The sequence below is a fragment of the Brevundimonas sp. genome (assembly GCF_013823285.1).
Lineage (GTDB): Bacteria > Pseudomonadota > Alphaproteobacteria > Caulobacterales > Caulobacteraceae > Brevundimonas.
In genome coordinates this window covers 16239-28708 of the sequence record NZ_PNLV01000027.1, presented here as the reverse complement: position 1 = coordinate 28708, position 12470 = coordinate 16239, and the positions used below count along the sequence as shown (strand labels likewise).

General features: G+C 68.1%; 15 protein-coding genes. 6 read left to right on the top strand and 9 right to left on the bottom strand.

Features of this window, described 5'->3' with window-relative positions; genetic code table 11:
- Window positions 1–194 precede the first annotated feature (194 nt).
- From C0461_RS05970 to cutA, 5 genes are all read right to left on the bottom strand, one after another.
- Window positions 195–548, bottom strand: coding sequence for a hypothetical protein (locus tag C0461_RS05970; RefSeq protein WP_292104846.1), 354 nt, complete (start codon window positions 546–548; stop codon window positions 195–197).
- Window positions 549–613: 65 nt separating this feature from the next.
- Window positions 614–1015, bottom strand: a complete 402-nt coding sequence (locus C0461_RS05965) for a PaaI family thioesterase (protein WP_292104845.1) — start codon at window positions 1013–1015, stop codon at window positions 614–616.
- On the bottom strand, window positions 1012–1482 hold the full coding sequence (locus C0461_RS05960) for a PaaI family thioesterase (protein WP_292104842.1): 471 nt from the start codon (window positions 1480–1482) through the stop codon (window positions 1012–1014). Before C0461_RS05960 ends, C0461_RS05965 begins: the two co-directional genes overlap by 4 nt.
- A gap of 39 nt (window positions 1483–1521) precedes the next feature.
- Entirely contained in the window at window positions 1522–3150 is a 1629-nt protein-coding gene (locus tag C0461_RS05955) for a response regulator (protein WP_292104840.1), read from the bottom strand.
- A gap of 92 nt (window positions 3151–3242) precedes the next feature.
- Entirely contained in the window at window positions 3243–3581 is a 339-nt protein-coding gene (cutA, locus tag C0461_RS05950; RefSeq protein WP_292104838.1) for a divalent-cation tolerance protein CutA, read from the bottom strand.
- Between the two features lie 51 nt (window positions 3582–3632).
- Here cutA and queC point away from each other — a divergent pair, with 51 nt between their 5' ends.
- From queC to C0461_RS05935, 3 genes are read left to right on the top strand one after another with little or no spacing between them, the layout of a single operon-like run.
- Window positions 3633–4352, top strand: coding sequence for a 7-cyano-7-deazaguanine synthase QueC (gene queC, locus C0461_RS05945; RefSeq protein WP_292104837.1), 720 nt, complete (start codon window positions 3633–3635; stop codon window positions 4350–4352).
- Window positions 4349–4981, top strand: a complete 633-nt coding sequence (gene queE / locus C0461_RS05940) for a 7-carboxy-7-deazaguanine synthase (protein ID WP_292104836.1) — start codon at window positions 4349–4351, stop codon at window positions 4979–4981. Before queC ends, queE begins: the two co-directional genes overlap by 4 nt.
- Window positions 4982–4988: 7 nt before the next feature.
- A complete protein-coding gene (locus C0461_RS05935; RefSeq protein WP_292104834.1) occupies window positions 4989–5360 on the top strand; it encodes a 6-carboxytetrahydropterin synthase in 372 nt (123 codons plus the stop codon).
- Here C0461_RS05935 and C0461_RS05930 read toward each other — a convergent pair.
- Window positions 5357–6250 carry an MBL fold metallo-hydrolase gene (locus C0461_RS05930; RefSeq protein ID WP_292104832.1) on the bottom strand — a complete coding sequence of 298 codons (894 nt, stop codon included), beginning with the start codon at window positions 6248–6250 and terminating at the stop codon, window positions 5357–5359. The two genes, C0461_RS05935 and C0461_RS05930, sit on opposite strands and share 4 nt — an antisense overlap.
- Before the next feature lie 66 nt (window positions 6251–6316).
- Here C0461_RS05930 and C0461_RS05925 point away from each other — a divergent pair, with 66 nt between their 5' ends.
- Window positions 6317–6478, top strand: coding sequence for a hypothetical protein (locus C0461_RS05925; protein WP_292104830.1), 162 nt, complete (start codon window positions 6317–6319; stop codon window positions 6476–6478).
- 61 nt (window positions 6479–6539) lie between these two features.
- Here the strand turns inward: C0461_RS05925 and C0461_RS05920 are convergent, their stop codons facing one another.
- Complete coding sequence (locus C0461_RS05920; RefSeq protein WP_292104828.1) at window positions 6540–6875, bottom strand: TIGR01244 family sulfur transferase; 336 nt, start codon at window positions 6873–6875, stop codon at window positions 6540–6542.
- Window positions 6872–7396, bottom strand: coding sequence for a hypothetical protein (locus tag C0461_RS05915; RefSeq protein WP_292104826.1), 525 nt, complete (start codon window positions 7394–7396; stop codon window positions 6872–6874). Before C0461_RS05915 ends, C0461_RS05920 begins: the two co-directional genes overlap by 4 nt.
- A gap of 285 nt (window positions 7397–7681) precedes the next feature.
- Here C0461_RS05915 and C0461_RS05910 point away from each other — a divergent pair, with 285 nt between their 5' ends.
- Window positions 7682–10657: a TonB-dependent receptor gene (locus C0461_RS05910; RefSeq protein ID WP_292104824.1), complete on the top strand. Its 2976-nt coding sequence runs from the start codon at window positions 7682–7684 to the stop codon at window positions 10655–10657.
- Between the two features lie 176 nt (window positions 10658–10833).
- Entirely contained in the window at window positions 10834–11364 is a 531-nt protein-coding gene (locus C0461_RS05905) for a hypothetical protein (RefSeq protein WP_292104822.1), read from the top strand.
- Window positions 11365–11374: 10 nt separating this feature from the next.
- Here the strand turns inward: C0461_RS05905 and C0461_RS05900 are convergent, their stop codons facing one another.
- The gene (locus C0461_RS05900) at window positions 11375–12319 is read right to left on the bottom strand and encodes a methyltransferase domain-containing protein (RefSeq protein WP_292104821.1); all 945 of its coding nucleotides are present in this window, start codon (window positions 12317–12319) and stop codon (window positions 11375–11377) included.
- Window positions 12320–12470 lie beyond the last annotated feature (151 nt).

Sequence of the window (12470 nt, the reverse complement as noted above, 5' to 3'; positions counted from 1 at the left end):
TGCTCAGCTCTGCGCGGCTGGCGATCATGGTCTGCACCAGGCCGCTGGCCTGGGCGATGGCGGCGTCGAGCGCCTGTTCCGTGGCGTAAAGCTCATTGGCGACGCCGTTGACGATTTCAGCCTTGTACACGATGCAAACCCTCCACTGTGGTTAGCCAAGTGTTAACACGGTTCAGCGTTGGTGGATAGGGTGTTTACATCTCGTTCACCATGTTCGCCGTCACACCTCCGCTCCCGTCCAGCGGCGGCTGATCGTCCGGCTTGTCCATGGGGCCCGCAGCCACCGCGCCGAGGCCCATCCGCCGGGCGAGGGCCGCCAGGGTTCGGTGCGCCCCGCCCAGCCGGGCGCGCGCCCGTGTCATGTCGGACAGTGAGGCCGCCAGATCATCAAAGGCCGACTGGCCCGTGACGCCCGAAACGCCGGCCCGCATCCGCGCCTCGGGCAGGGCGGCGGTCAGGGCGGCGATCTCGATCAGGGCGTGGTCTACCGCAGCCTCGGCGGCATGGACTTTCCGGCTCAGATCCCGGCCGACGGCTTCGTGATGCATGATTCAACTCCCCGCAGAAAAGGAGAGCAGACATGCAACACGTGCATTCCGCAACAATACTCGTTTTAGTTGTCGAGCAGGAAGTGCGCGGTCAAGGTGGCGATGGGCTGTCGCCGCTCCTCCTGCCAGGCCTCAACGGTCACGGACGCCACCCGTCTTCCGGCCTTGCTGACGTGGGCGCGGGCGAAGGTGTCCACCGGCTTGCCTGACCGCAGGTAGGCCACCGTCACATTGATAGGGCGGGGCAGCCGCGGGCGCGGGTGCAGCAGCGCCAGCTGGGCTGTCGCGGTCAGCTCCAGCATGGCGGCGGTTGCGCCGCCGTGCAGCGCCGGCAGCATCGGATTGCCGATCAGATGGGGAGAGAACGGCATCACCACCGTCAGCTCGTCGCCGGACGCCAGTGATTTCAGGCCCAGAAACCGGGCGTAAGGGATGCTGTCCAGATCGAAAGCGGCCGGCGCGCTCATGCCGCGGCCCCGGGACGTGGGCTGTTCACCCCGGCGCCCCGTTCCCCGTCTGAGTTGATGATGTAGGCGGCCTGGGCCGCCGCGACCGGATCGTCGGGATCGCTCTCGTAGGCGAAAGCGCGCACGAAGCCGATCGAATGGGTCAGGCGGTAGCAGCGGGCGCGCGCCAGCAGATCGCGGCCCGGTTCGGCGGCCCGCATGTAATCCACCCGGAGATCCAGGGTCGCGATGGGCCGGAATTCGCCGAGCGCCACCCACACCGCCAGGCCGCCCACATGATCCAGCATCGCCGTGACCAGCCCGCCGGCCAGCACGCCGGCGTTCGGATCACCGACCAGATCCTCGCGATACGGGGCCCGAAGGGTGACCGCGTCGCCGTCCAGCGCTTCGTAGGCGAAGCCCAGGGCATGGGTGTGCGCGGCGCCGGCGGCCAGCTGGGGCAGGAGGGATTCGATGGTTGCGGCCATGGGCCGTTCTTATCCGTAGGGCGCAGGCGGGGAAAGCGTCTATCCCGCGCGGCGGGCGGCGTCCTTCGAAGCGTGGGCCTCGGCCTCCGACAGGGCCGTGTTGATGGCCATGCGCAGGCGCTCGGGCTTGATGGGCTTCTCCACCACTGACGACATGCCCGAGGCCACATATTTGCGGGCGTCGTCGGGGTCGGCGTTGGCGGTCAGGGCGACGATGGGGGTATGGGACACGTCGCCGTCCAGGGCGCGGATGGCCTTTGTGGCGGCCACCCCGTCCATGCGGGGCATCTTGATGTCCATCAGGATCAGGTCGAAGCGGGTGGCCTGGACGGCTTCAAGCGCTTCCAGGCCGTCCTCGGCCGTCTCGGAGGTGCAGCCGAACATCTCGCACAGGGCCTGGGCCACCACGCGGTTGGTGGCGTTGTCGTCCACGATCAGCACATGCGGCTGGCTCTGCAGCGACAGGCCGCCGAGCTCAGAGACGTTGGAATCGGCCTCGGCCTCGATCACGGCCTGGGGTGCGCACAGGTCGAATGCGAAGGTGACGCCCTTGCCCTGGTTCCGCTCGGCCCAGATGTGGCCGTTCATGGCGTGGACGATGTGCCGGCATATGGCCAGGCCCAGCCCGACGCCGCCGGGCGCCGATCCCTCGTCGGCGGCCTTGATGAAGGTGGCGAACAGGTCGTCATCCTTCAGGTCCGCCAGGGTCGAGCCGCTGTCGCGGACCCGCGCTTCCATCACCACCGAACCGCTGGCGGCGCGGGTCTTCAGCCCGGCTTCCACCAGACCGCCGCGCGAGAATTTCAGGGCGTTGCCGATCAGGTTGTCGAACACCTGCTTCAGGCGCCGGCTGTCAACGTCGGCGGCCAGTTCGGTGTCGCCGTCGTAACGGACCATCAGGCGCACGCCCTGGTTCAGGGCCCGCGGCTCCCACTCGGCCTGGATCGCGTCCATGACGCCGCGCAGCACCGTCGGCGCGAACTCCAGCGCCAGCTCGCCCGCCTCGGCGCGGCTCAGGTCCATGGCGTCCTGCAGGATGCGCAGCAGGGTCTCTGAGGAGTCCACAATGGTCTGCACATGAGCCTGGGCGTTGGCGCCCAGCGGCTGACGCTGCAACAGCTCGCCCACCGCCAGCACTCCGTTCAGGGGGGTGCGCAGGTCATGATTCAGGGCATTGAGGAAATCATAGCGGTCGCGCGCCACGGCCAGGGCGCGTTCCTGCTCTTGGGCGCGGGTTTCTTCCTGTTCGGCCAGGGCGCGGATCTGACGGTCCTTGCCTTCACTGGCCGCGCGCAACAGCGCCACGGCGGAGCCCACGCCCCAGTAGGCGCCGTCACGGGTGACGATGAAGCCCCGCAGCAGGGCCCCGGGGCCGCTGTTCAGGATAGGACCGGCGAAGGCGTCGATGTGGACTCCGGCGTCCACTACGGCGGGCTCGGCGTCCATGACCATCTCGACGGTCCGGTGAGCGTAGCGCGCGTGACCGTGATCGCCGGCGAATTTCAGGAGAAAGTCATCCCGTTCGATCAGGCCGATCGGGCGGCCGTTCTCGACGACAGGTATGACAAGGGTGTCGGGTTCCGCCTGGAACCGCGTGTACACCTCGTGACCGAGGGTCTTGAGGCCGGCCGGGGTGGCCCGTTCGGCAATGGACTCGATCGTCGGCATACGGCCGAGAACTCCCTGTTACCGGCTGACATTGCGCCAGCAGGCTTTGCGGAAGGGTTAAGCTGGGGATGAATCGGGAAAGATCAGCAAAATCATTTCGATAACGACGTTACATTGTCCGTGACCCAGGCGGTGAAGGCCTCCGACGAAGCTGTAGGTGATACCGGTAGCATCAGCACGCAGGCGGTATCGTAGGGATGCAGCGCCAGAATGCGGTTCTTCAGGGCGGTCGCGCCGTCTGCGGTGGTCTTGAACAGGGCCGGGACTTCCACACTCTCCTCCACCGCGTCCTCCCAGCGATAGATGGACCGCATGGGCCCGAGGATGTTGACGCAGGCGCACAACCGCTCGGCCACCAGAACCCGCCCGGCCGACGCCGCGCTTTCCGCATCGGGCCATGTGGTGTAAAGCACCGCCACTTCGTTTTTCATCACTGGACTCCCTTGCATGCGCGCGGCCCCCGAGCCGACCGCAGATTTGTCATGAGCGCTTCCCCGATCAACCCTTCGTCCTCGGCCCTGGTTCTGTTCTCCGGCGGGCAGGACAGCGCCACGTGCCTGGCCTGGGCGCTGGACCGGTTCGCGCGGGTCGAGACCGTGGGCTTCGACTATGGCCAGCGTCACGCGGTCGAGATGCAGGCCCGGCTGAAGGTGCGCGACGGCATGGCCCGCGTGCTGCCCGAGGTCGCGGACCGCCTCGGCCCCGACCATGTGGTGGACATCACCGGCTTCGGCCGCATCGCCGACAGCGCCCTGACCACCGACCGGGCCATCGAGATGGACGCGCGCGGCCTGCCCACCACCTTCGTGCCGGGCCGCAATCTGGTGTTCCTGACCTACGCCGCCGCCCTGGCCGACCGCCGCGGGCTTGAGGTGCTGGTGGGCGGCATGTGCGAGACGGACTATTCCGGCTATCCCGACTGCCGTCGCGAGACCATGGACGCCATGCAGCAGGCCCTGTCGCTGGGTCTGGACAAGCCGGTCCCCATCGAAACGCCCCTGATGCACATGACCAAGGCCCAGACCTGGGCCCTCGCCCACGATCAGGGCGGCGACCCTCTGGTCCAGCTGATCATTGAGGACAGCCACACCTGCTATCTGGGCGACCGCGACCACCGTCACCCTTGGGGCTACGGCTGCGGTGCCTGCCCGGCGTGCGAACTGCGCGCGGCCGGCTATGACCAGTGGGCGGCGGGCGCGTGACCTACACCGTCAAGGAAATCTTCCTCACCGTTCAGGGCGAGGGCGGACAGGCCGGCCGGCCGGCCGTGTTCCTGCGCTTTTCCGGCTGTAACCTGTGGAGCGGCCGCGAGCAGGACCGCGCCACGGCTGTCTGCTCATTCTGCGACACCGATTTCGTCGGCGTCGGCCCGGACGGCGGCAAGTTCGCCGCGCCCGAGGCGCTGGCCGACCGCGTTGCCTCCCTGTGGCGGGGCGGGCAGGGCGGTCCCCGTCTGGTGGTCTGCACCGGCGGCGAGCCCCTGCTGCAGTTGGACCCGCCCCTGATCGCCGCCCTGCACGCGCGGGGCTTCGAGATCGCGGTGGAGACCAACGGCGCCATCGCGGCGCCGGACGGCCTCGACTGGATCTGCGTCAGCCCGAAGGCCGACGCCCCCGTCCTCCAGACCACCGGCCAGGAGCTGAAACTGGTCTATCCGCAGGCGCTGGCCCGGCCCGAACAGTTCGCGGACATGGCCTTCGAACGCTTCTGGCTCCAGCCCATGGACGGCCCGGACACCGAGGCGAACACGGCGGCGGCCATGGACTATTGCCTGCAAAACCCCAAATGGCGCCTCAGCGTCCAGACCCACAAATACATCGGCGTGCGTTGACCCAGCTATGACCCAGCCTGTCTTCGAGATCACCAAGGCCGCGACCTTCGATGCGGCGCACCACTTCCCCAACGAGCCGGAGGGCAGCCCCTATCGCCGCATCCACGGCCACTCGTTCCAGGTGGAGGTGTCGATCCGTTCGGATCGGCTGGACGGCAACGGCTGGGTTGCTGACCTGAACGCGCTGGACACGGCCCTCAAGGCCGCCGCCGGCGAGCTGGACCACGGCATGCTGAACGAGCACGCGGGCCTCGAGGTCCCTTCCCTCGAACACCTGTGCCTGTGGTTCGTGCAGCGCCTGACCCCCGAATGGCCCGGCCTGTCCCGCGTCGTGGTCAGCCGTCCCACCATCCACGAACGTTGCGCCCTGGAGCTTTAGGACCTCAGCCGGAACACGGACCCGAGCTCCGGCTCCCCCTTACAGACGACCAGGCCGCGCCGGACCAGATCGATCAGGTGCGCCAGCACCGACAGGGCCGCCGCCGGCCACAGGCGCTGATCCACCGCCGCATACAGCCCCGGGACCATCGCGCTGATGGTGCGGTCGCCCGCCTCAAGCCGCGCCACGATCTGCGCCTCGCGCTCCAGCCGGTGCGCCTTGTAGGCCGTCAGGAACGGCGCCACGTCCGTGACCGGCGCGCCATGGGTCGGCCACAGCGCAGCGAACCCCCGCGCCGTCACCCGCTCAAGGCTGTCCATATAGGCGCCCATGTCCCCGTCGGGCGGCGCCACCACGCTTGTGGCCCAGCCCATCACATGGTCGCCGCTGAACAGGGCGTTCTCCTCGATCAGGGCGAAGGCCAGATGGTTGGACGCATGGCCCGGCGTGGCCAGTGTCTCCAGGGTCCAGTCCGGCCCCGCGATCCGGTCGCCATCACCCAGAATCACGTCCGGCCGGAACGTCTGGTCCTCGGCCTCGTCCAGCGCGCCCGAGGCGTGGGTCTCGCGCGCGGGCGGCCGGGCCGCCAGCACCAGCGCCCCCACCGCGTCCGCGAAGGGCCGCGCCAGCGGCGCGTGATCCCGGTGCGTGTGGGTCACCAGCACATGGCTGACCGTCTCGTCCCCGACCGCCGCTAGCAGCGCCTCCAGATGCGCCGCATCCTCTGGGCCCGGGTCGATCACCGCCACCGTCCCGTTCCCCACGATGTAGGTCCCGGTCCCCGTATAGGTGAACGGCCCCGGATTGTTGGCGACCACCCTCCGGATGCGCGGGGAAACACGCCGACAGACGCCGTACTCGGGATCGAAGTCTCTCACGAAGGGGATCATGGCATCCCATTCCGGACGGCGCGGAGCTTGCGGTCAAGGCGGTCTGAACCGTCCGGAGACGCCGAAATGGCCCGAATCATCGCCCTTGACGCCCTCATCACTGTTTCAAATCGGCTCCAGCCCCTGGCCGCCGCCGTCCTGTGTCTCATGGCGGCGCAGCTGATCACCGCATCCTGCACGCCGGAGCCGGCGGCCCCCTACGCCGCCCGCGTGGCCGTGGTCCGCTAGAGCGGCAGGCCCGACAGATCGTATCCGGCCCGGGCCGCCGCCGCCCGCGCCTCGTCCGGGCTCATGGCGCCCGAGCCGTCCGGGCCATGGCCCAGGCGGCGGCCGAACGCATGCCGGATCGGCAGAAGATCAGGGCCGACTCCGCCGTCTCCAGCAGGTCCCCCAGGGCCGCCGCCTCCCCGGGGGTCGGACGGCCCCGGACGGGGACCGAGGCGTAGTCCAGTCCAGCCGCCCGCGCCCAGGCCTCGACCTGTGCGGAGGCGGGCTGGCCCGGCTCTTCGCCGTCGGGCCGGTTGTTGACGATCAGGGTGACGCCCAGGTCCTTCGCCCGGGCGACATCGTCCTCGTGGACCTGGCCCCAGACCCGCACGCCGGGCGACAGAAGGCGGAAGGTCACTGGTCCCGGCGCACGCGCACGGCGCGGCTGCTTCCCAGGGTCATCATGAAGCTGCCCATGGAGGCGCGGCGAACCCGCACCTCGGTCCCCTCGCGGTTGGGAAAGAACACCGATTCCGAATCGATCTGGCGCCATGTGGAGCCGTCGGACAGGCGGAACACCCATTTTCCGTCGCCGCCGCGACTGGCGCGGGTCAGGGTGGTCTCCACGCTGGAGACCTCGTCCTCGGCCGCGGTCACCCGTCCGAAGGCGGGCAGGCCGGGCATGTCGAAGCCGAACAGGGCCCTGCGGCTCTCGCGCACCTGGGCGCGGTCGACCACCACCACCTCGCCCTGACGTTCGGCGACGTCCAGCGCCTCCACCGCCATGTCGTAGCAGGACAGGCGCGCCGCCGGATCGGCCATGGCCCGGCAGTCGGTCAGGCGGTTCAGCAGTTCGGGCCGCGGCGCCTCCTGGGCATGGGCGAGCGCGGGAATTGCCAGGGCCGCCACGAGGGGCAGGGCTGTCCGGAGGAAAGTCATGGTGCGAGGCCTTCTGTCGCCGACGGAATTCGACCTCTATGCCATTGCGGGAGGTCCGCCGCCAGCGAGCCTCCCGGGCGACAGAACCGTGGCGCGAATGCGACAGTCCGACGACGACAACCTTACGGGCCTGTAATTGCGTTGACGCTGTAAGGTCACAATTCCTATCGTGCGCTCCAATCTGCGAGAAATATTTCTGCGGATGACTGCTGATTCAAACGTACCGGGCGGGGGCAGGTCGGTCATTTTGACCGATACAAATCGCCGGTCTCAGGAGGGTGACCCTTGAACATCCAGAATACTCGTGAGCGCCTGCTGGCCTCGACGATGATCGGCGGCGCTGCGCTGCTCGCGCTCGCCGCGACCCCTGCCATCGCGCAGGCCCAGGACCAGGAAGCGACCCGTGTCGACGAGATCGTCATCACCGGCACGCGTATCGCCCAGGCGAACCTGGTGACCACCAGCCCGGTGACCCAGGTCACGGGCGAGGACATCACCAACGCCGGCGTCTCGCGCGTTGAGGACCTGGTCAACCAGCTGCCGCAGGTCTTCGCCGGTCAGACCTCGACCGTCGTGAACGGCTCGTCCGGCACCGCCACCGTCGACCTCCGCGGTCTGGGCGCCGGCCGCACCGTAGTGCTGATCGACGGCCGCCGCATGCCCTACGGCTCGCCGGCCATCGCCGCCGCCGACCTGAACCAGATTCCGGCCGCCATGGTTGAGCGGGTTGAAGTCTACACCGGCGGCGCCTCGGCCGTTTACGGCGCCGACGCCGTGGCCGGTGTCGTCAACTTCATCATGCGCAAGAATTTCGAAGGCGTGCGTGTTGACGCCCAGTACGGCTTCTACCAGCACAACAACGACTATGACGGCGTTGGCAACGTGCGGGCCGAAATCGCCCGCCGCGGCACCACCAACCCCGCCGAGTTCCAGCTGCCGGACAACAATGTCCGTGACGGCGAAACCGTCCAGTTCAGCCTGATCGTGGGCACCGACGTGAACGGCGGCCGCGGCAACATCACCAGCTATTTCACCTATCGTGAAAACAACCCGGTGTTCCAGGCGGACCGTGACTATTCGGCCTGCGCCGTCGGCGCCCCGAACGCGGCCAGCGGCCCGGACACCTTCAGCTGCGGCGGTTCGGCCACCAGCGCGAACGGCTACTTCACCGACTTCGCCACCTTCGGCTACACGCTGAACCCGAACAACCCGGCCGGCGAGTTCATTCCGTACAATGCGAACATCCACGCCTACAACTACGCGCCGATCAACTACTATATGCGTCCGGAAGAGCGTTACTCCTTCGGCGTGTTCGCCAACTACGAGCTGAACCGCGCGGCTGAGGTCTACACCCAGCTGATGTTCACCGACAGCTCGACCCTGGCCCAGATCGCGCCCTCGGGTTCGTTCTTCAACAACGAAAGCATCAACTGCGGCAACCCGCTGCTGTCGGCCCAGCAGTCTGCGGCCATCGGCTGTACCCCGGCCGACATCGCGGCTGACAACGACGTCCTGTTCTACGTCGGCCGTCGTAACGTCGAAGGCGGACCGCGCGTTCAGGACTACAACCTGAACTCCTACCGCCTCGTCGGCGGTCTGCGCGGCGACATCAGCGACGCCTGGTCCTACGACCTGACGGCGCAGTACGCCCGCGTGCAGTACACCGACCGCTACATCGGCGACTTCTCCACCGCGCGTCTGGGCCGCGCCCTTGACGTGGTGGACGTTGGCGGCACCCCGACCTGTCGTTCGGTCGTCGACGGCACGGACCCGAACTGCGTGCCCTACAACCCGTTCCGTCCGGGCGGCATCACCCAGGAGCAGATCGATTATCTGTCCCTGCCGCTGATCGCCACCGGCTACGTGACCAACCAGGTTCTGACGGCCGCCATGACCGGCGACCTGGGCGTCTATGGCGTGCAGAGCCCCTGGGCCTCCTCGGGCATGCAGGTCGCTTTCGGTACGGAATACCGTCGTGACTTCCTGACGGTGAACACCGACTCCGGCTATCAGTCGGGCGACGGTGCGGGCCAGGGCGGCGCCTTCATCGGCATCACCGGCGCCACCACCGCCCGCGACTGGTTCGGCGAGTTCATCCTCCCGATCGCCGAGGGCCTGCCCTTCGCCGAGTCCATCACCCTGGACGCCGCCTATCGTCACTCCTCGTACAACTTCGCCGAGGACACCGACACCTACAAGGTCGGTCTGGACTGGGCCCCCACCAGCGATGTCCGCTTCCGGGCGTCCTATGCCCGCGCGGTTCGTGCGCCCAACGTGTTCAACCTGTTCAACGCCCAGAACGTGGTCCTGTTCGGTCGCGGCGGCGGCGATCCCTGCGGCGCGGCGCAAACGGCCACGCTGGCCCAGTGCACCGCCACGGGCGTCCCGGCCGCCAACTACGGCCAGGCGTTCATCGACAGCCCGGCGGGTCAGTACAACAACCTGACCGGCGGCAATACGGCCCTGAACGCGGAAGAAGCCGACACCTACACCTATGGCGTGGTCTTCACTCCGACCTTCCTGCCCGGCTTCAACATGTCGATCGACTATTTCGACATCGAGGTTGAGGGCGCCATCGGCACCTTCGGCGCCAACAATACGATCGACGCCTGCTACGGCATCGGCGCCTTCTCGAGCTCGGATCCGGTGGCCTGCGCCCGCCTGAACCGTGCGCCCGGCGGTCAGCTGTGGACCAACAACGGCTTCGTCGAGAACCTCACCATCAACACCGGTGGGATCGTCACCAAGGGTGTGGACCTGGTCGTCAACTACAACATGAACCTGGACGATTTTGGTCTGGCGGGCATGGGCGGTCTGGCCTTCAACCTGACCGGCACCTGGCTTGAAACGCTCGAGAACACCCCGTTCGACGGCGCGCCGGGTCTGGAGTGCGTCGGCTTCTACGAGAACAACTGCGGCTTCGGTTCGCCCGAATGGCGTCACCGCTTCACCACCAGCTGGTCCACCCCCTGGGACCTGAACCTGCTGCTGACGTGGCGCTATCACGGTGAGGTCGAGCACTACGGCCTGACCGGCGCTGGCCTGAACCGCATCGACCGCTACTTCGACGCCTACAACTGGTTCGACATCGGCGCGACCTGGCAGGCGTTCGACAACACCCGCTTCCGTGTCGGCATCAACAACGTGTTCGACAAGGATCCGCCCCTCAGCTACTCGGGCGGCGGCAACGGCAACACCTACCCGGGTGTCTATGACTCCATGGGCCGCTACATCTTCTTCGGTGTCACCGCCGACTTCTAAAAAGAAGCTGCAAGCGTGAAATCGGGGCGGCGGACTTTCGGGTCCGCCGCCCTTTTTTCTTGGCCGATGCGTGATTTCGCCGCCCCAGAAAAACCACCTGGACCGTTCATGCGTTAGGATCGGTGGTCCGGCGCCGTGCGCCCGGCCCCGACGCCATTCGCCATTCAGGAAGACGCATGTCCGCTCTGTTCGCCCTTATCGCCGCTCTCGCCGTCCAGCCCGTGAACGACGGCCCCATCCGCACCGGCGGGTCCGCCGCCGAAAGCGCCCAGGCCGTGCGTGTCCGCGAGGCGATCGCCTATTCCTACGCCCTTCCCCCCGGCGCCCCCACCGACGACTATGCCCTGACCGCCTGGTGCGACGCCCTGGTCTCCGGCCATGTGCGCCTGGGCGAGACCCTGACCGATCCCTCGGATCTGGATCAGGAGATCATGCGTCTGGGCCGGCTCGAGGCCGCCGATTTCCAGGCCGGCCTGAACGCCGCCCGCGGCCGCCAGTCGCCTGAGAGCCTTGCCGCCGCCGAGGCCGCCGCCGCCGAGCGTACCGCCCTGTGGGACGCCGCCATCGCCCGCGAGGATGAAACCTCCCGCAGCGAAGTGTTCGGCCTGTTCTTCGGTCTGCCGGGGCGTTGCGAGCACGCCGCCCGCCGCCTGCGCGACAACATCACCACCCCGCCCGCCACGCCCGAAGAGGTGGGGCTGGACTAGGTCGGCAAGGTCAGAGGGCCTTCTTCAGCTTGACTCGCCAACCGATGAGGGCGCCGCGATCGTCGTGCGCCTCTGTCTTTTCCTCGACTGCCAGGCCGCAATCGCGGGCATGGCCGAGGAAGGCTGACATGGCGGCCTCGTCCAGCGCGGACCGGATCTGGCTCTGCTGACGACGGCGCCAGGCCGTGTTGGCGGTTTCCGCCTGGGCCAGGCTCTGCAGGGCGCTTTCCGGACGATAGGCTGCGGCGCGCCCGGAAAGGTCAGTCATGAAGCCCAGGTACTGACGGGCGGTCATGGCTCCTGGGTCATCACCCAGTCGGGACGTCGCGCGGCCCACGGCCTTCCGGAACGCCGTTTCGGCCGCCCTGACCTTGTCGCTGGCGGGATTCGTCCTGTGCGCCTGGAAGGCCTGTCGCGCCAGTCTGATCAGGGCTCCGCCGCCCTCCACGCGCTCCAGGGCCGCCAACTGCGTCCTGGCCTGCCGGGTGATGACGCTGCCTTCGTGATGCATCAGGAGCAGCACGGGGGCGCCGGGCTTCAGAACCCGCGCCAGTTCCGACAGGGCGGCCCTGCGGTCGGCGTATTCGATCCCGAATTGTGATGAGGCGGCGTCGAAGGTTTCGGCCTCGAAGGGCAACTGCTCCAGGCGGACTCCCCCGACCAGCCTGAACGGGCCATTGCTCGGGGGAAGGTCAGCGTAATCGACGCCCACGACCACGAATGTCCGCTCGCCCAGCCGGGCTGCTTCGCAAGCATAGCCCGCGACCTGCCCCCCGCCCGTGGCCAGATCGAGCACATGGGAGCCCGGTGCGAGTTGCCCGAAGAACGACAGCCACAGGGTCCGGGCTTCGAACGGGCGGCCGACACCGCCCGGTCCCATGGTCAGCACCTCGGGCCTGGCGTCGCGCCAATAGTCGCTCCAGTGCCAACTGGCGTCCGCTGCCGAATGTGTCATCCAAGCCCCTGGTCCATCCGCCGGCCTGCTCCGACGCCCGCAACAGGCGGCCAGTCCCGCTTTCTGCCCCTCCAATCCCCCTGCGGACAAGGCTTCACGTCCCTGACGCCGCCCTTTTTCCCACCCCTCTTCCCACTGCCCCTATAATGGC

Excerpts from the sequence above, each read along its gene's own strand:
- C0461_RS05970 (WP_292104846.1), bottom strand. The coding sequence starts at position 548 with ATGCATCACGAAGCCGTCGGCCGGGATCTGAGCCGGAAAGTCCATGCC.
- C0461_RS05965 (WP_292104845.1), bottom strand. The coding sequence starts at position 1,015 with ATGAGCGCGCCGGCCGCTTTCGATCTGGACAGCATCCCTTACGCCCGG.
- C0461_RS05960 (WP_292104842.1), bottom strand. The coding sequence starts at position 1,482 with ATGGCCGCAACCATCGAATCCCTCCTGCCCCAGCTGGCCGCCGGCGCC.
- C0461_RS05955 (WP_292104840.1), bottom strand. The coding sequence starts at position 3,150 with ATGCCGACGATCGAGTCCATTGCCGAACGGGCCACCCCGGCCGGCCTC.
- cutA (WP_292104838.1), bottom strand. The coding sequence starts at position 3,581 with ATGAAAAACGAAGTGGCGGTGCTTTACACCACATGGCCCGATGCGGAA.
- queC (WP_292104837.1), top strand. The coding sequence starts at position 3,633 with ATGAGCGCTTCCCCGATCAACCCTTCGTCCTCGGCCCTGGTTCTGTTC.
- C0461_RS05935 (WP_292104834.1), top strand. The coding sequence starts at position 4,989 with ATGACCCAGCCTGTCTTCGAGATCACCAAGGCCGCGACCTTCGATGCG.
- C0461_RS05930 (WP_292104832.1), bottom strand. The coding sequence starts at position 6,250 with ATGATCCCCTTCGTGAGAGACTTCGATCCCGAGTACGGCGTCTGTCGG.
- C0461_RS05925 (WP_292104830.1), top strand. The coding sequence starts at position 6,317 with ATGGCCCGAATCATCGCCCTTGACGCCCTCATCACTGTTTCAAATCGG.
- C0461_RS05915 (WP_292104826.1), bottom strand. The coding sequence starts at position 7,396 with ATGACTTTCCTCCGGACAGCCCTGCCCCTCGTGGCGGCCCTGGCAATT.
- C0461_RS05905 (WP_292104822.1), top strand. The coding sequence starts at position 10,834 with ATGTCCGCTCTGTTCGCCCTTATCGCCGCTCTCGCCGTCCAGCCCGTG.
- C0461_RS05900 (WP_292104821.1), bottom strand. The coding sequence starts at position 12,319 with ATGACACATTCGGCAGCGGACGCCAGTTGGCACTGGAGCGACTATTGG.